We start from the raw sequence: 17645 nt of genomic DNA on the forward strand, positions 1-17645 counted from the left end.
GGAAACTTCGTGACAGAGGCCCTGCCCCAGGAGACCGAGGGGCCGGACGCCGGGGACGCGCGTTCGCTGGACGCGGGCACCTACGAGGTGCTCCGCGCCCGGCTGCGCGAGCAGACCGGCGAGCTGGCCCGGCGGACCGAGCAGCTCAACGCGCGCCGCCTGGAGGTGTTCGGCGGCACCGAGCTGACCCTGCTCGGCACCGAGCGCGTCCGCACCGAGCACAACTGCGTGCCCCGGGACATCGTGAGCGTGGGGCGCACGGCCGCGGACGGCGCCGACGGCGCCGTGATCCTGTTCGGCTACAACGTGTTCATCGGCATGCAGCGGGAGACCCACGTCCCCGACGTGTTCTCGCTGCACCGCCACGAGCGCACCGGTGACGGCTTCACCTTCGCCGACGCCGCCGGGGACGCCGTCCCCGGGCTGCTCGACGACGAGCGGTTCCAGCAGGACTTCGGCCAGCTCTACCGGTACTACCGCGACGCGCGCCTGCTCCAGCTGCGCCGGGTCGAGGAGCGGCTGCTGGCCGTGTTCCAGACCGGCCCGCGCACCGAGGACGTGCGCGTGCTGCGGTGGTCGGTGTCGCCGACGGGCGAGATCGCCTACCTCGACGCGCGCGGCGAGCGCGACCACGTGTTCCCGCCCTCGCACGACTTCGCGTGGGTGGAGGCCACCCGCGAGGACCACGTGGCGGGCCGCCACCCGCACATCTCGATCCTCGACGAGCTGTTCGTGGAGACGGTCGGCGGCGACCTCACCATCAAGGTCGAGAACAACACCGAGGTCGGCGAGGGCGTCTACAGCGAGCCCGTGGACGAGCCGTTGCAGAGTCTGGCCGACGCGTCCGTGCACCACGCGCGGGTGGGTTCGCTCATCCTGCTGCGCGTGCTGCCCTACAACGAGACCGAGTGGCGCCACCTGGTCTTCAACACGCGCACCAAGGAGGTCGAGCGCCTCGACGGCATCGGCCAGTCCTGCCAGCGCCTGCCCGACGACCAGGGGCTGATCTTCCCCGGCGGCTACTACCTGGCCACCGGGGTGGCGCGGACCTTCGACACCGACGTCACCGACCTGGAGTTCGAGCGCCTGGTGCGCTCGCCCAACGGTGAGGACGTGCTCTACGTCTTCCACTCCCGCGCGGACGGCCGCAGCCTGCTGCTGCCCTACAACACCATCCGCAAGGAGGTCGCCACCCCGATCGTCTGCCACGGGTACTCGCTGTTCGACGACGGCACCATGACGGTGTTCAGCGACAACTCGGGAGAGCCGACCCGGGTGCACCCGATGCAGGTGTGGCGGACGCCGTACGCGTCGGACGTGTACGCGGCGGCGCAGCCGGTGGGGACCGGCCCGCTGGAGCGGATCGGCAACGCCGAACTGGTGCGGGGCGTGTCCGAGTGCCTGTCGGTGGCGCGCATGGCCGAGGACATGCGGCCCTCCACCGAGGTGTTCGAGGCGCTCATGGCCGCCTGCCGCCGGGTGTCGGACCGGTTCCACTGGCTGGGCGAGGAGGAGCTGGGCGACCTGGCGGCGCCCCTGTCGCAGGTGCGCGACACCGCCGCGCGGGTGCTGGAGGAGTTCGAGACCGTCCAGGCCCTGACCCGGCAGGCCGCCGACACCCTGGCCGAGGCCGAGGAGAGGGCGGCCTCGCTCATCCGCACCGCCCGCGGGGAGGCCCCGCGGACGGCGGAGGGCTGGGTGGCGCGGCTGACCGGGCTGCGCCGCGCCCAGGGGCAGACGGCCGCGCTGCGCGAGACGCGCTACGTGGACACCGCCCGCCTGGAGGCGCTGGACGGCAGGCTCGCCGAGGAGGTCGACGCCACCGGCCGCCGCACGGTGGCCTTCCTGGAGCGCGACGACGCCTTCGCCGGGTACCACGACGAGGTGGCGCGTCTGGTCGCCGACGCCGAGGAGATCGGGGCGGTCAGCGCGGCGACGGCGGTCGGGGAGCGCATCGCCGAGCAGACCGAGGGCCTGCAGGTGGTCACCGAGGTCGTCGGCTCGCTGGACATCGGCGACGCCCAGGTGCGCACGCGCATCCTGGAACGGGTCAGCGAGGTGCTGGCCGGGATCAACCGTGCGCGCGCCACGCTGGAGGCGCGGCGTGGTGAACTGCTCGCCCTGGAGGGGCGGGCGGAGTTCGCGGCCGAGTTCGCCCTGCTCGGGCAGGCGATCACGGGGGCGCTGGCCGCCGCCGACACCCCGGACCGGTGCGACGAGCAGCTGGGGCGGATCATGCTCCAGCTGGAGAACCTGGAGACGCGGTTCGCCGAGTTCGACGACTTCCTCGGGGAGCTGGCGGACAAGCGCGAGGACGTGTACGAGGCGTTCTCCACCCGCAAACAGGGACTGGTGGACGAGCGGGCGCGTCGGGCCGACCGCCTGGCGTCGTCGGCCGCCCGCGTGCTGGAGGGCGTACACCGCCGGATCTCGGCGCTGGAGACCCTGGAGGACGTCAACACCTACTTCGCGTCGGACGCGATGGTGGCGCGGCTGCGCCGCACCTCCGAGGAGTTGCGCGCGCTCGGCGAGACCGTGCGCGCGGAGGAGCTGGACGGGCAGGTCCTGGCCGCCCGCCAGGAGGCGGGCCGGGCCCTGCGGGACCGCGCCGACCTGTTCGAGGGCGGCGCGGGCGGCGAGACGATCCGGCTGGGCCGGCACCGCTTCGCCGTGAACACCCAGCCGATCGACCTCACCCTCACCCCCCACGGCGGGGAGATGTCGGTGGCGATCACCGGCACCGACTTCCGTGCGCCGGTCACCGACGAGGCCTTCGGGCGGACGCGGCACCTGTGGGACCGGGTGCTGGTGTCGGAGAGCCCGCAGGTGTACCGGGCCGAGTACCTGGCCGCGTCGGTGCTGGCCGCGGCCGAGGACGGCGCGGAGGGCCTGTCGCCGGAGCGGCTGGGCGGGGCGGAGGCGGGTGCGCAGGACGGGTCGTCGCTGCTGGACCTCGTGCGCGGCTTCGCCGAGGCCCGCTACGACGAGGGGTACGAGCGGGGCGTGCACGACCACGACGCCGCGCGGATCCTGTCGGTGCTGCTGCGGCTGCACGCGGGGGCCGGGCTGCTGCGGTATCCGGGCGGGACCCGGGCCGCGGCGCAGGTGTTCTGGGCCTTCGGGGCCGACGAGGAGCGGCGGTCGGCGTGGCGGACCCGGGCCGGTTCGCTGGCGCGGGCCCGCGAGGTGTTCGGGATGCGCGGGTCGGCCGCGGTCGACGCGCTGCGCGCGGAGCTGGCGGCGGCCGTGGACGGGTTCCTCACCGACACCGGGCTCCACCAGGACGCCGACCTGGACCTGGTGGGCGAGTACCTGTTCGAGGAGGTCGCGGCGGAGGGGCCCGGGGAGCGGGGGTTCGTGACCGGCGCGGGCGCCCGTCTGCTGCTGGACCGGTTCCACCGGGCCATGGGCAGCGCGCGGGAGAGCACGCGCAGGGCCTTCGAGGAGGACCTGCGCGCGCTCGACGGCGACCTGTCCGCGCGGCACCAGCTGGTGGCGGCCTGGCTGGAGGCGTTCGCGGCCACGCTGGAGGAGGTGGACCCGGGCGACCTGCCCGAGGCCGCCGCGATCGAGCTGACCGGCACCGCCGTGGAGCGGTACGAGTCGTCGGCGGCCGTCGCGGAGAGCGTGGACGGGCTGCTGGGGTCGCACCCGCGCGTGCGCGATCGCTCCCTGGAGCTGCGGCTGGACGAGTTCCTGCCGCGCACCCGCCGGTTCCGGCTGGAGGAGGTGCCCGCCTACCGGGACTTCCAGCGGCGCCGCAACGAGCTGGTGGCGGCAGAGCGCGAGCGGCTGCGGCTGGAGGAGTACCGGCCCAAGGTGATGAGCGGGTTCGTCCGCAACAGGCTGCTGGACGAGGCGTACCTGCCGCTGATCGGCGACAACCTGGCCAAGCAGCTGGGCGCGGCCGGGGACGACAAGCGCACCGACCAGAGCGGCCTGCTGCTGCTCATCTCCCCGCCCGGGTACGGCAAGACCACGCTCATGGAGTACGTGGCGAGCCGTCTGGGGCTGGTGTTCGTCAAGGTCAACGGGCCCGCGCTGGGGCACGCGGTGACCTCGCTGGACCCGGACGAGGCGCCGGACGCCACCTCCCGCCAGGAGGTCGAGAAGATCTCCTTCGCGCTGGAGATGGGCGCCAACACGATGCTGTACCTGGACGACATCCAGCACACCAACCCAGAGCTGCTCCAGAAGTTCATCTCGCTGTGCGACGGCCAGCGCCGCATGGAGGGGGTGTGGAACGGGCGGACCCGGACCTACGACCTGCGGGGCAAGCGCTTCGCGGTGTGCATGGCGGGCAACCCGTACACGGAGCAGGGCAAGCGGTTCCGGATCCCGGACATGCTGGCCAACCGCGCCGACGTGTACAACCTGGGCGACGTGCTGTCGGGCAGGGAGGAGCTCTTCGCGCTGAGCTACATCGAGAACGCGCTCACCTCGAACCCGACCCTGGCCCCGCTGTCCACGCGGGACAGGGAGGACGTGTACCGGTTCGTGCGGATGGCGCGGGGCGACGACTCGGTGGGCGCGGACCAGCTCGACCACCCCTACTCGGCGGTCGAGGTGGACCGGATCGTGTCTGTGCTGCGCAAGCTGCTGCGGGTGCAGGAGGTCGTGATGACCAACAACCAGGCCTACATCGCCTCCGCGGCGCAGTCGGAGGAGGCGCGCACCGAGCCGCCTTTCCGGCTCCAGGGCTCGTACCGGAACATGAACCGGCTGGCGGAGCGGATCGTGCCGGTCATGAACGACGACGAGGTGGAGGCCGTGATCGACGACCACTACCTGGGCGAGGCGCAGACCCTGACCTCGGGTGCGGAGGCCAACCTGCTCAAGCTCGCGGAACTGCGCGGGGTCATGACCCCCGAGCAGGAGGCCCGGTGGGCGGAGGTCAAGGAGGCCTTCCTCCGCGGCCGGGCGCTGGGCGGCGCCGAGGACGACCCGATGACCAGGGCCATCGGCGCGATGGGCCTGCTGGCCGACCGGGTGGGCGCGATCGGCACCGCGATCGAGCGGGGACGGGGCTCCGGGCGCTGACCGGGTGACACGTGCGGGCCGGACGTGTGACCGGTGCGACGCGTGGGGCTCTGACCAACGATGATCTTGTACCTGTAGCCGATTTCGACGGTCGAGACTCGCTATAGGTACAAGATCATCCGGGGGTGGCGCACTCCAGCCACACCAGCAGCGTTTCTGGCCGGGCCGCCACCTCCACGGGTGGCGGCCCGTTCGCGTGGGCGCGGGCCGTCGAGCCGACGGGGGCAGAGGCGGACGGGGGCAGAGGCGGACGGGGGCAGAGGCGGACGGGCTCCCGCGAGGGGTCGGTGACCATCCGCGGGCCGCGGTCGCGCAGGAGGGCGCCGATCCGGACACGGCGTCCGTCGGCGGCCGACCCGCGCGGGGCCGCCCGGAGACCCCGAAAATCAGCAGAAGGCGAGAACCACACAGCCCGCACAGCCGTCTAAAGCGCCCCTCCACAAAAGGGGAAAGCCGGGAACCGGCGACAAAAAAGCAGGAGTGATCTGCTCCACAGTAACAAACAAGGGGAACCGGCACCGGGCAGCCAAATCCCTTCTCCACGCCTCGAAATATTGACCAATTCTTATCAGAACTTTTTTCGGTGAAACGCACCGTGACCGTCCGGGCACGCGGCAAGAGACCCTTCCACGGAACCTGAACAGGCCCTGAACTGGCCTTATGAGGGAATCCGCGTTCGGGCTCCCCGGTTCTTCGCCACCAGGCCCCACACCGCAGACCGTCCCGCGCTGCGCCCCGACCCGTGCTGCGACCCGCCCGCACCCGAGGAGAAACAAGGGAACTCCAAAACACGGGAATCCGGAATTCGGTGCTACATTCAAGGAGTTGTCAGGGCGGACGCGGTTCTCATGCCCCTGCGACTCCCTCCCTTACCTTCGCCAAGCGTTTCGGGAAGCTCCGGCAGACCCGCTGAAGCGGCAGACCAGAGCTCTCGAACCCCGGCGTGAACGTTTCTCGCACCTACTTCCTGAAAGAAAACGAACATGATGAGCCGCAGCACCCGCTCCTCCCTTCTGGCCCTTCTCACCGCCGGTCTGATCACCCTCGGCGCGACCGGCTGCTTCAGCCCGGACGCGATCGACACGGAGGCGTTCGACGCGGAGGCCCAGAGCACCGACGGCCAGAGCGCGGCCAACAGCGCGGAAGGGGTGACCACGACCCTGGCGGGCGAGGTCACATACCTGGCCCCGAACGAGTACCTCGTCGAGAACCAGGCGTTCTACGTCGACGAGACCACCCAGGTACTCGGCGGGATCAACGTCTGCCCCGCCGAGGACGGCGTCGACGAGACCGGTTACGGAACCGTGGAGTGCTCCTACGAGGAGCTCGACGCCGCCCTTCAGGGCGGAACCGCCGTTCTCGCCGAGGTCGCGATCGTGGACGGGTTCGCCGAGTCGATCCTCGAATACCAGACGGACGGCCACGGGGACCCCGAGAGCGATTCCGTGGACGCGGCCCCGGCCGAAGGGGTGACCACGACCCTGGAGGGCGAGCTCACATACCTGGCCCCGCACGAGTACCTCGTCGAGAACCAGGCGTTCTACGTCGAAGATGTCACGCAGATCTTCTGTGGGAACAACATCTCCCCCACCCGGGGCGCCGACGAGAGCGGTTACGCAACCCAGCCGTGCGCCGAGGTCGAGCTCGAAGCCGCCCTTCAGGAGGGAACCGTCGTTTACGCCGAGGTCGTGATCGTGGACGGTGTCGCCGAGTCGATCACCGAATACTAGGTCCGACCTCCGGAACGCCGGGAGAGCGGGCGACCGGGCCCGCCGGGGCGGTACTCCTCCAGGGGTACCGCCCTTTGCGTGTCCTGAGCAGGTTTCCGGCGTTCCGAGCGGAGGGCGGGGGCCCGGTGGCGGGACAGGCCAGCCGGTCCTGCGTGCCTCGATGAGCGGGCCGGTTCCGGTAAGGGCGTCCTTGACCGGCGCGATGGGCCTGCTGGCCGACCGGATGGGCGCGATCGGCACCGCGATCGGGCGGGGACGGGGCTCCGGGCGCTGACCGGGTCACACGTGCGGCCCGCCGCCCCTACGGGCGGCGGCCCGCTGGCGTCGGGGTCACAGGCGGACGGGTTCGCGCGAGGGGTCGGTGACCATCCTCGGGTCGCGATCGCGCAGGAGGGCGACGAGCGGGGCGGCGGTCCCCGCCTGCTGCATGGCCTCGCCCTCCTCGGCCAGCAGTCCGACGAGCTGGAAGAAGAGGACGATCCCGTTCGGGGTGTCCATGGCGCGGATCTCGGTGTCGGGGACGATGACCAGCGAGGTCATGTCACCGTTGGCGGGCTCGCCGCCGAGCGGGGACGGGGTGACGATCCAGTGGCCCACGTCCAGGTCGCTGCCCGCGACGAAGCGGTCGGCCAGGGCGTGCATGACGCGCAGGATCCAGGCGGGCACGGCCTCGTCGCCGTCATCGCGGGGGACGCGGCAGGTGAACTCGAAGCCCGCCCCGGAGACGCGGGCCTCCTCGCTGGTCTTCTCCCCCAGCTCGGTCAGACCGAAGGACACCAGCAGCCAGTGGCCGTCCAGGGGGTAGGCGAGGACCCCGTCGAGGCCTTTGTCCGACTCGCCGTCCGGCGCGAACTGGACGGTCAGCGGCTGCACGTCGGGGTACCGCTCCGCCCACTCCTCGTAGATCCGGACGAGTCCGGGCAGCATCTCCAGCATCGCGTCGTCGCTCTCCACCTCGGGTGACGGGTCCGGGTCCGAGGATACGAGCGCGTCGGGAGCGCACGGGCCGGTGACCCCGAACCGTTCGGGCGGCACGGGTTCACCGGGCCCGCCCCGGAGAACCCAAATATCTCCTCTGGCACCAGAACCACGGGCACCGAACCCGCATCGGAGGGGGAGTAAGACACTTTGACGCCTCATGAACCCGCGCAATAAGCGCCAGCCATTCCGAGGAAGGAAACGGCGTTGCTTGACAGCATACCCAGTTTCCGTCATTGATCGTCGGCACAGGCGGCGGGGGATTTTCTCCGCCGCAGAACTTTTCGGTTCACGCGGCCATCACAGACAGAGCCGACCACCGGACAAACAAATCCCCCGTCCGGAATACGCGAACCATTCCACCAAGAGAAGCATCGAAAACCTCGCGGTGGGCACGCACCACACAAAGAACCCACCCCGGACCCTTTGCGAAACCATTCGCACACCATTCACCGCAGCAAAGGAACACGATGAACCGCGACGTCCGCTCCACCCTGCTGGCCCTTGTCTCCGCCGGTCTGATCACCCTCGGCGCGACCGGCTGCTTCAGCCCGGAGGCGGAGGCGGAGGCGTTCGACGCGGAGGCCCAGAGTTCCGAGGGCCGGAGCGTCGAGAACGACGGCGCGGAAGGGGTGACCACGACCCTGGCGGGCGAGGTCACGTACCTGGCCCCGAACGAGTACCTCGTCGAGAACCAGGCGTTCTACGTCGACGAGACCACCCAGGTACTCGGCGGGATCAACGTCTGCCCCGCCGAGGACGGCGTCGACGAGACCGGTTACGGAACCGTGGAGTGCTCCTACGAGGAGCTCGACGCCGCCGTTCAGGGGGGAACCGCCGTTCTCGCCGAGGTCGCGATCGTGGACGGGTTCGCCGAGTCGATCCTCGAATACCAGACGGACGGCCACGGGGACCCCGAGAACGGTTCCGGGGGCGGGGACTCCCCGGCCGAAGGGGTGACCACGACCCTGACGGGCGAGGTCACATACCTGGCCCCGTACGAGTACCTCGTCGGCAACCAGGCGTTCTACGTCGACGAGACCACGGAGCACATCGGCGGGATCTACGTCTGCCCCGGCGAGGAGGGCCTTCACGAGGACGGCCACGGAAACCTGTCGTGCCCCCACGGCGAGCTCGAAACCGCCCTTGCGCAGGGAACCTTCGTGTACGCCGAGGTCGCGATCGTGGACGGTGTCGCCACGACGATCCTCGAATACCAGGCCTGATCTCCGGGGACAGGCCAGCGGACGACCGGGTTTTCAAAGGGGCGGTACTCCCTCAGGGGATACCGCCCCTTTCCGTGCCCTCAACCGGTTTCCGATTCCGCACAACGGCCGTGGATGACAAGCGGTCCTCGGGCTTCTCCCGGGCACGGAACACCTCGGGGCGCGCCAGCCCGCACAGACGTCGGCGCCCGCCAGGCGAGGGTCAGTACTTCCCTCACCTCGACGGAACAAACCGCCCATCCACGGTCAATCCTTGAAATTCGACGGCGAACTCTCTGGTCTCCCCGAACCGACGCGACTCCAACACCCACGGGATCTCCTCGATATTCCAGAACCGCGTTTGGGCAGTCCGCTCGGGGGCACGCCCACACATAACGCACTCATCCCCCGATCCCTGGCGAGTCCATTCACACACCGCTCCCCACAGGAAAGGAACGCGATGAATCGCGATATCCGCACCAGCGCGCTGGCCGTTCTCTCCGCCGGTCTGCTCACCCTCGGTACGACCGGCTTCAGCCCGGCGGCGGCCGCCGAGCAGGGAGGAGCCGAGGCCCAGGGCGTGGAGGCCGGTGCCGAAGGGTTCACCGGAACCCTCTCCGGCGAGGTCGTGTACCTGGCTCCGTACGAGTACATCGTCGGCGACCAGGCGTTCTACGTCACCGAGGACACCGAGATCCTCGGCGGCCTGTACACCTGTGCGCCCGAGGTCCCCAACGACGACGAGACCGGGACCGTGGAGTGCGGCATGGAGGAGTTCGATGCTGAGTTGAAGGACGGGACCGTCGTTCTGGCCGGGGTCGAGGTCGAGAACGGCATCGCCCAGACGATCACCGAGTTCCAGGCCTGATCCAGGGGAATCAGGTCAGCGGGTGACCGGGTCCAAAGGGGCGCTGCTCCCTCACGGGGCGCCGCCCCTTTGGCTTGCCCACAGCCGTTTCGCGCGGCGGCCGTGCACACACCGGTCCCCAGCGGGAGGAAGGTCGTTGCCTACGGAAGCGCCAGCGGCCAGCGCTGGTCGCTCTCCCCCGAACCGAACCACACGTGCTGGTCCCCAGGCGTGACGGTGACGCCGAAGGCGCTCCAGTCCGGCTGGCCATTGGCGAGCCACCACCGGTGGGCGTCCTCCACCCGCGTCCACAGACGGCGCGGACCGCCCTGGACCACCGGATAACGGCCCTCGTCCGCGTCCGTGTCGATCTCGGCCCAGGCCCCGTCGGCGCCCTCCATGAAGAGGAAGTCCGCTCCGGTGTCGGCCGTCCTGACCACGGTGTCTGCGTCCGTCGTGGCCAGTTGCGCCAGGAACGCGATCACCCGTTCCTCACGGAGGAGGGCGGGGTCCAACGTGGTCGTGCTCCGTTCCCCGGCGTCGTCCACGCTGACGCGCCGACGGGGAACGCTGCTCCGCGCGGGCATGAACCCGGCCCACTGCGGAAGGAAGCGCCCCTGCGCGGTGCGGTCGTCGCGCACCCGGAGCCCGAGCATGGCGCCCCCGGTGCCTCCCGCGATGTTGACGAGGATGCTCCCGCCCGGGGTCACCTGCGTGATCCACTCCGGCGGAACGTGGGTGAAGGCCGTGGTGCTGACGATCCGGTCGTACGGAGCGCGGTCGGGGAAGCCCCTGTGCCCGTCGTACTCGGCCACGACAGGTGTGTACCCCAAGGCGGAGAGGCGTCGGGAGGCGTCGGAGACCAGGCGCGGTGAGATGTCGATGCTTGTCACCCGATCCGAACCCAGCACCTCGCACAGGATCGCCGCGTTGTACCCCGATCCGACCCCGACCTCCAGAACGCGGGGGTCGCCGTCCAGGTCGAGTTGGTGAAGCATCCGCGCCATGAGGCTGGGCATCGTGGAGGAGCTGGTCCACCGGCCGGTACCGCGTCCCCCGGGCAGGGCGTCGGTCACCGGTTCTCCGGCGATCTCGATGGTCAGTGTCTCGTCGGCGTAGACGTGGCGGACCCACTCCTCACGCTGGTCGGGGTCCTCATCGGACAGGAGCCTGTAACGCACGCCCTGCGGGGTTTCCTCGTGCAGGGCGAAGGCCGGGACGAACACGCCCCGGTCCACGCATCGGAACGCCTCGGTGAGGCGGTCGCCGGGCACCAGCGCGCCCTCCTCGACCAGACGGTCGGTGAGCCCGGACGACAGTTCGTGTACCACTCGGGTCATGCCTGTCCCTTCTCCAGTAGTTCGGCGATGCTCTGTCCGATGGGCAGACCGCAGCGGTCCGCGAGCCATCCCCACTCGCCGTTGGGGTTGACCTCCAGCAAGGTCCACCCGCCGTCGGGTGAGACCACGAAGTCGGCGGCGCCGCAGACGAGCCCGAAGGCGCGCATGTAGCGCTCCAGGCTGGAGCGGACGTCGTCGGGGATGCCGACGACCTCGTACCGGTGGGCGTCGTAGTCACTGCGCCAGTCGATGTGCGCGGCCTGTGACCGGGCGTGGATGGCCACGGCGAACATCGTCCGGCCCACGACGGTCAGACGGACCTCGAACGCCTTGTCCACCCACTCCTGGAAGCAGTGGGCGGTCAGGCCCACGGCGGGGTCGCGGAGTTCCTCCACGGCGGCGACGGCGCTGGCGTAGACGATCCGGGTACGGCCCTGTTCGACGTGCAGCGCGCCGCCGACAGGCTTGTACACGACGGGGCCGGGGATACCGGCGGCCCAGTCGGCGGCGTGGTCGGGCACGTTCGTGATGATCGTGCGCGGTACCCTCAGCCCGGCCCTGGCCGCCGCCGCGAGCTGGACGGGCTTGTACTCGGCCGCGCTCATGCGTGACGGCTGGTTGATCCAGAGGCAGTCCAGCGCCAGGAGGACACCGCCGAAACCCATGCGGGCCTCGCGGTAGGCCCAGCGCTGGTCGGGGCCGGACATGCCCTCGGCCAACGTGAACTGGGAGGGGCGCCGGTAGTAGACCCCCCGTACCGATCCCAGGTCCACGCCGCGGAAGGCGTCGTGCACCGCTCCTTCCCAGTTCCCGTCGAAGGCGGCCTCCACCGTCATGGAGGCGGGGAAGTCGCCAGGATCCATGCGCACGACGGGCACGCCGCGTTCGGACAGGTGGTGGATCACGGGGTCGGCGGTGGCGTCCTCGATGTGGGTGAGGACGAGCACCGCCTTCCGTGCTGTGGAGGAGGCCATCAGTCGGTGGTGGTTTCCTCGGTGCTCGGCCGCGCGCTGTCGGGCTCGCCCGTGGTCTCCTTGGTGCCGCTGGAGCGCTTGCCCACGGCCGGTGCTCCGGTGAGGCGGTCGATGCCCCGCTGGACCACGGGGTCGTAGACGTAGCGGTCCACCGCTGCGGCCACCTCAGGGCGCGGCTTCGGAGTGACCGCGCGCCGCAGCCCCCAGGGCCGGACCCCGGTCGGAGGCTCGTCGCTGGCTTCGAAGACGGCCGTCGAGGGGTCCAGGGGGAAGGCGTCACCGAGGCGGGCGATCTGCGCGCGGGACTCGCCGTCGGGCGACTCCAGCAGCGTCGTGAGGTTCGTGGAGGACATAGGGAGTTCCTTCCTTGCTTCGGATACCCCGCACCAGGTCAGCGCGGGGTTCCACCAGTTCCGCTCGGACGGTGCCAGCGGAACCGGGGAGCTTTCGCTGTGCCGCTGAGCCCGTGTCTCCCACGGGGTCTCGGCCAGGTCGGCGGGCCGTCGCGGACGCGCGGACCGGCTCGTGGCGGCCCTACAGGTAGGGACCGGAGGCGTCCGGCTGGTTCAGGAGCGCGGCGATGTGTTCCTTGGGGTAGCGGCGTGCTCCGCCCGGGGTGCGGAAGGGCCGGAGGACGCGGTCCCAGTCGCCTCGGTGGAGGCTGCGGGGGCGGATGTTGAACAGTTGGGCGACTTCGCCGGGGGTGAAAACGTCGGGGCGGCCGTCGAGGAGGTAGCTGTAGTCGGGCATGGGGCGCTTTCCGTGTTCGCGGGTGGGCGTGGCGCGAGGCAGTGCCGTTCCTCAGGCCTCGGTGGTGGGAGCCCCGGTCCACTGGTGCCCGGCGCGGTCGATGAGGGCGCGCACCGTCAGGGGTTCGCCCGCGTTGCCCGTCCAGTCCCAGGACACCGACAGCTCGTCCAGCATCAGCAGCCCGTTGCCGGTGGCCTCCAGCGGTTCTGTGGGCTTTCGCGGACGCGGAAAGCGGATGGGCTGGTCCGGCCTGGGGCCGTCGTCGGTGACCGTCAGGGTGTAGGTGTGGGGCTTGCGGTGCAGCGTGACCCGGACGGTGCCGCCGGGGTCGCCGGAACGGCTGTGCTGCTGCGCGTTGGTGACCAGCAGGCTCACGGCAAGCACCAGCGGAAAGGCCGCACGGCGCGGGGAGCGGGCGTTGCGGTAGGCCCAGTTCCGGGCGATCCCGACGTGGCGGGGGTCGCTGCCCAGGACGATGCCGCAGCGGTCGGAGTCGTCGAACCGCATCCGCCAGGGCGGTTGGAGCGTCGGCGTTCGGCGGCCGGTAACGCCTTCCGGGGTGGACTGACGAGGGATAGCCTGGTTCATGTTCGTACCTGTTGTCGTGAGAAGCACGGGTTCCGGACCAGGTCCCGGGGTTGTCAGTACAGCCGCCGGGACTTTTCTTCGGCCGTCGTCACAGTCCCACCAGAAGTCCTCTTCAGCTACCAACCTCTGGGATATCCGAAATTTCTCGGTGAATCTCGTTGGCGGCTGATAGCAGGCTGATAGAAAGCAATACATGGTGAACGAGGTCGATCCGAAGGCTCAGAGGTTCGGCGCCGAGGTACGTCGGATCCGCGAGCAGGCAGGGCTTTCACAGACCAGACTGGCAAGCCTGATCCCGGCATCCCAGGCGACGGTCAGTGATATCGAACTGGGCAAGACGCCCGCCAAAAAGGTCACCGCACAACGAATCGGTCAGGCGCTCAACAGCGAGGAACGGCTAGTCTCCGTGTGGGAGGACCAGTACGAGGGGTACAAGCCCCCGGACTGGTACAAGGAACTGCCACTCGTGGAGCAGCGGGCCACGCAGATCCAGCAGTACCACCCCTTGCTCGTCCCAGGTCTTCTGCAAACCCGTGATTACATGCGAGCCACGATCAGGGCCCCCCAGAAGGCAGCACAGCAGGAAGCCATAGACGCGAAGGTGGAAGAAAGGAGCGAGCGTCAAAATTTCCTGAAGCGCGAAAACCCACCCTTCTACTCGGTCGTTTTGGACGAAACCGTGCTGTATCGACGCATCGGAAGCCCTGACACGATGCGAGGTCAGCTCGAATACCTGTTGGAGGCCTCGTCCCGGAGCCGCATGGAGGTTCTGGTCATCCCCGCAGACACCTGGAACCACCCAGGTTTGGACAACGGGGTTATATTGCTGAAGGTTCCGGATTCCGGAACGCTCCTCTACCTGGAGACAGGACCCATCGGAGGAGTGATATCTGATACCGGAATGGTCGATGAGTACATCTCTTTGATGAGTGATCTGCGGGGACTGGCTCTGCCTCCCAATCAGACACGGTCGTTGATCAAGAAAGTGCTAGGAGAAATCGAGTGACCCCTGAAGGAACACGACACGAACCCACGTACAGCACTGGCGACGTGGACCAGGTGAAGTTCTGTCCGACCGCACCCTCATGGCACAAGAGCAGCTACAGCATCGCCGACACCAACTGTGTCGAGGTCGCCGAGGGCTTCACCACGGCCGTGCGGGACACGCAGAACCGCGAGCTGGGACACCTGTCGTTCGCGGTCACCGAGTGGACCGCGCTCGTGGACTCGCTCAAGAGCCTCGGCTAGCCACCGGAGGCTACGGGGCGGCACTCCTCACGTGGTGCCGCTCCTTCTTTATGCCTCCACATAATTCCGGACATTCACAACAAAAGCCATTAGTTGCGGCATTAGATACCAACCAAAGTGAACCCGTCGGAGCCAGCCAATAACCCCCCACAGGACCCTGAGCTGCGGCGATGCCGTCAACCCGAAATTACCCTGGAGTAGTTCGCAGAAAAGTTCGCTTCCACTCCGCCCCTGCCCTTAATCTGGCACCGGACACACAACTCCATCCACACAATGACCCCGCGACGGTTGTCACCGTCCGGGGCCGTGGCCAGCAACTTCACCCCTTTAACAACAAGGATTGCCAGCATGCGCCAGTTTAGCGCTGCGGCCCTGATCCGCGCCTTCGGCATGGTCAAGGCCCTCTTCGCGCCCCCGTGCGGACGCCACTCCGCCACCGGCGGCCGTCGCCGCCGCTCCACCCGGGTCCGCCGCTACGTCCCGGTTCCCGCCCAGGTCCGCGTTCCGGTCGAGGCCGCCACGCCTCCCGCACGAAACGACCGGGCTCCCGAACGCCCCGAGCGACCCAGGCACCCCGAGCGCCCCGCCGCTCCCGCTCCCGCCCTCTCGCCCCGTCTGGCCCCGCCGAGCGCGCGCTTCCCCGCCGAGGACATCGCCCTGGTCCGCCCCTACTACGCGGCCCGAGAACAGGCCCGCGCAGAGGCTCGCGCGGGAACCCGCGAGCCCGGAGCCGCGCGGGTCCGGCGCGAGGTGACCATCCGCCTCGACCAGCGAACCAGCACGAACACCCCGTTCTCCGGCGACCTCCTGGCGACCGACTCCGCCCCGGTACCCGCCCCCCGTCCTCCGTCCCCCGCGTGCGAGGACCCCGAGGACTGGCGCGCGTTCACCCGGCTCGCCCGCGTCTGGCTCGACCAGCAGCAGCAACGAGCCGAGCTGACGCAGCGAGCACGGCAGGCACCTCAGCCCCGCGCGGAGCACCACCGACAGGCGGTCCCGGCATGATCTTCCTGAGCACACCCAAGATTCCGCGCCCCCTCGTCCGCTGGGAGCACCGCGTCTACCCGGGAGCGCTGGACCAGCTCGCGCGGGTCCGCGCCGACCTCGCGGCCGACCTGGCCGGTTTCGACGGCGACCTCGTCGAGACCGTGCGGCTGTGCGCCAGCGAGCTGTTCGCGAACTCCGTCAAGTACACGGATTCAGGAGAGAGGGACGGCGAGGTCGTCCGCGCGCTGTCGATGCCCGACGCGCGAACGCTCCGCTTCTCGGTGAGCGACTGCGGCGGAGGCGGCGCAGTCCCGGCCGTCCCGAAGGAACGGACGGAGGACGAGTGGAGCTGGGCCGAGGGCCAGCGCGGGCTGCTGCTCGTGCAGAACCTGTCCACAGCCTGGGGACACTTCCGCCTCGCACCCTGGGCCGACCTGGGCACCCACGTGTGGGCCACCTTCACAGTCCCCCCGGGCGGTGCTCCACCCGTCACGCGCCCCTACGTCCTCACCCGCTGAGACCGGAGGCCGATGAGGGCTGGAAAGAACATCGGCGGCCGCGTCCAGGCGTCACCCGCGTCCGCTGGCGCGCTGGACGAGGCCGCCGACGATGACCTCGACACCGGTTTCGAAGACCTCCTCCGCGCTGAGCCGCGCGAAGGCCGGGAGCGTGCGCCGAAGGTGCGGGTGGTCCGCCAGGTGCTCGGCGGAGAGGCCGGGCCGGGGCCCGGCGTCCGTCTTCTTCCCCGTACCCGTCTTCTTCTGCGTGCCCGCGTTCTCCGTCTTCTCCTCCCGGCCAGCGGAGTCCCTTCGGGAGGTGAAGCCCTCGACGGAGGAGAGGACGTGCGCGGTGAGGAGCTGGGAGACCGCCGCCGCCTCGTCCTCGGTGAAGCCCGCGCGGAGCAGGACGCGCAGCGTCGTCTCGATGTGCCCGAGCCGGTGGGGCCCCACGGGCGGGCGCTCCCGCAACAGCGCCGCGGCGTCCCGGTGGGCGAGCAGGAGCGCGCGGAACTGTCTCAGCCCGCTGACCAGCTGCTCGGGCCAGGGCAGGGTCTCGTCGATGCGGATCGCGTCGGCGCAGACGGCCTCGGCGACCAGGTCGAGCAGTTCGTCCTTGTTGCGGACGTGCCAGTACAGCGTGGGCGAGCGGACACCGAGCCTGTCGGCGAGGCGGCGCGTGCTCAGCCCCTCCAGCCCCGCCTCATCGAGCAGTTCGACGGCGGCCCGGATGATCCGCTGCCTGTCCAGAGCCTGTCTTCGGGGTTCCGGGGCGGGGAGCGCGTCCATGACACGGCAACCTATCACTGGTAGAGTTCTCTATCACTGATAGAGGGCAATGCGGGAGACGCCATGGAGACCACCTCCGCCCCGAAGCGACGACCGACCACCGACACCGTCTGGACACGGCGGCTACAGGTGCTCACCGCCGTCTGCTCAGCCGTCTTCGCCGTCGGCACCGCACTCCAGAACTTCGCCGTCGTGGACGGGGAGATGATGCGCCACACCATGGAGGCGGCCGGGATGAGCGGGGCGCAGGCAGCGCGGGAGGCCCCCGGATTCCTCCTCGGGTTCCGCGCGGTCGGCTGCCTGTTCATCGTCGGCAACGCACTGGGGGTGCTCGCCCCGCTGGGCCGCACGTGGGTGTTCTGGCTGGTCGTCGCGGTCAACGCCGGACAGGCCGCGGGTGTCGTACTGATCCCGCCGGAGGTCTTCCACACCTCGGTCGACCTGTACGGACCGGTCGGCCTGCTGCCCACCGCGGTGACCGACGGCGGCGCCCTGCTCCTGCTCACGGTGCTTCTGGCCTTCTTCGCCATCTACCGCACGCCCTGGGCGCGGCGCCGCACCCAGGGCGGCCCGCCTCCGGGATGACGGCCCGGCCCGCCCCGCGCGGCTCACGGGAACTCGCCCCCCGTTTTGGTATCCCCTGGGACACAACTCCCTCCCCCCTACTGGCGC

The 17645-nt window shown here is 69.9% G+C and carries 16 protein-coding genes; 9 read left to right on the forward strand and 7 right to left on the reverse strand.

The window, feature by feature from the left end; translation table 11 throughout:
• The first annotated feature begins 9 nt into the window (after positions 1-9).
• Positions 10-5040: a DNA repair ATPase gene (locus HGB44_RS28630; protein WP_061079699.1), complete on the forward strand. Its 5031-nt coding sequence runs from the start codon at positions 10-12 to the stop codon at positions 5038-5040.
• A gap of 986 nt (positions 5041-6026) precedes the next feature.
• The gene (locus tag HGB44_RS32210) at positions 6027-6770 is read left to right on the forward strand and encodes a hypothetical protein (protein ID WP_231972361.1); all 744 of its coding nucleotides are present in this window, start codon (positions 6027-6029) and stop codon (positions 6768-6770) included.
• A 330-nt stretch (positions 6771-7100) separates the two neighbouring features.
• Here the strand turns inward: HGB44_RS32210 and HGB44_RS28645 are convergent, their stop codons facing one another.
• Complete coding sequence (locus HGB44_RS28645; RefSeq protein ID WP_061079723.1) at positions 7101-7706, reverse strand: suppressor of fused domain protein; 606 nt, start codon at positions 7704-7706, stop codon at positions 7101-7103.
• A 512-nt stretch (positions 7707-8218) separates the two neighbouring features.
• On the opposite strand from HGB44_RS28645, the gene HGB44_RS32215 reads away from it, so the two are divergent.
• The gene (locus HGB44_RS32215; protein WP_231972360.1) at positions 8219-8974 is read left to right on the forward strand and encodes a hypothetical protein; all 756 of its coding nucleotides are present in this window, start codon (positions 8219-8221) and stop codon (positions 8972-8974) included.
• A gap of 439 nt (positions 8975-9413) precedes the next feature.
• Positions 9414-9821, forward strand: coding sequence for a hypothetical protein (locus tag HGB44_RS28655; RefSeq protein ID WP_061079698.1), 408 nt, complete (start codon positions 9414-9416; stop codon positions 9819-9821).
• Between the two features lie 140 nt (positions 9822-9961).
• On the opposite strand, the gene tgmC is transcribed toward HGB44_RS28655, so the two are convergent.
• The 5 genes from tgmC to HGB44_RS28680 all read right to left on the reverse strand — a co-directional run bounded on the left by tgmC (position 9962) and on the right by HGB44_RS28680 (position 13452).
• On the reverse strand, positions 9962-11140 hold the full coding sequence (tgmC, locus tag HGB44_RS28660) for an ATP-grasp peptide maturase system methyltransferase (RefSeq protein WP_061079697.1): 1179 nt from the start codon (positions 11138-11140) through the stop codon (positions 9962-9964).
• Complete coding sequence (tgmB, locus tag HGB44_RS28665) at positions 11137-12114, reverse strand: ATP-grasp ribosomal peptide maturase (RefSeq protein WP_061079696.1); 978 nt, start codon at positions 12112-12114, stop codon at positions 11137-11139. The genes tgmC and tgmB overlap by 4 nt, the downstream gene beginning before the upstream one ends.
• Positions 12114-12467 (reverse strand): putative ATP-grasp-modified RiPP, encoded by a 354-nt coding sequence (tgmA, locus tag HGB44_RS28670; protein ID WP_061079695.1) that lies wholly within the window; start codon positions 12465-12467, stop codon positions 12114-12116. Before tgmA ends, tgmB begins: the two co-directional genes overlap by 1 nt.
• Before the next feature lie 181 nt (positions 12468-12648).
• On the reverse strand, positions 12649-12864 hold the full coding sequence (locus HGB44_RS28675; RefSeq protein ID WP_061079694.1) for a hypothetical protein: 216 nt from the start codon (positions 12862-12864) through the stop codon (positions 12649-12651).
• A gap of 51 nt (positions 12865-12915) precedes the next feature.
• Positions 12916-13452 (reverse strand): ATP-binding protein, encoded by a 537-nt coding sequence (locus HGB44_RS28680; protein WP_231972359.1) that lies wholly within the window; start codon positions 13450-13452, stop codon positions 12916-12918.
• Positions 13453-13645: 193 nt separating this feature from the next.
• On the opposite strand from HGB44_RS28680, the gene HGB44_RS28685 reads away from it, so the two are divergent.
• From HGB44_RS28685 to HGB44_RS28700, 4 genes are all read left to right on the forward strand, one after another.
• Complete coding sequence (locus HGB44_RS28685; RefSeq protein WP_061079692.1) at positions 13646-14458, forward strand: helix-turn-helix domain-containing protein; 813 nt, start codon at positions 13646-13648, stop codon at positions 14456-14458.
• 44 nt (positions 14459-14502) lie between these two features.
• Positions 14503-14700 carry a DUF397 domain-containing protein gene (locus tag HGB44_RS28690; protein ID WP_061079691.1) on the forward strand — a complete coding sequence of 66 codons (198 nt, stop codon included), beginning with the start codon at positions 14503-14505 and terminating at the stop codon, positions 14698-14700.
• A gap of 348 nt (positions 14701-15048) precedes the next feature.
• The gene (locus tag HGB44_RS28695; RefSeq protein ID WP_061079690.1) at positions 15049-15705 is read left to right on the forward strand and encodes a hypothetical protein; all 657 of its coding nucleotides are present in this window, start codon (positions 15049-15051) and stop codon (positions 15703-15705) included.
• On the forward strand, positions 15702-16205 hold the full coding sequence (locus HGB44_RS28700; RefSeq protein WP_061079689.1) for an ATP-binding protein: 504 nt from the start codon (positions 15702-15704) through the stop codon (positions 16203-16205). Before HGB44_RS28695 ends, HGB44_RS28700 begins: the two co-directional genes overlap by 4 nt.
• A 51-nt stretch (positions 16206-16256) precedes the next feature.
• Here the strand turns inward: HGB44_RS28700 and HGB44_RS28705 are convergent, their stop codons facing one another.
• On the reverse strand, positions 16257-16973 hold the full coding sequence (locus tag HGB44_RS28705) for a TetR/AcrR family transcriptional regulator C-terminal domain-containing protein (protein WP_061079688.1): 717 nt from the start codon (positions 16971-16973) through the stop codon (positions 16257-16259).
• Between the two features lie 63 nt (positions 16974-17036).
• Here HGB44_RS28705 and HGB44_RS28710 point away from each other — a divergent pair, with 63 nt between their 5' ends.
• Complete coding sequence (locus HGB44_RS28710; protein ID WP_061079687.1) at positions 17037-17558, forward strand: hypothetical protein; 522 nt, start codon at positions 17037-17039, stop codon at positions 17556-17558.
• The last annotated feature ends 87 nt before the right edge of the window (positions 17559-17645 follow it).

It is taken from the genome of Nocardiopsis alborubida (assembly GCF_012396365.1).
Taxonomy (GTDB): Bacteria; Actinomycetota; Actinomycetes; order Streptosporangiales; family Streptosporangiaceae; genus Nocardiopsis; species Nocardiopsis alborubida.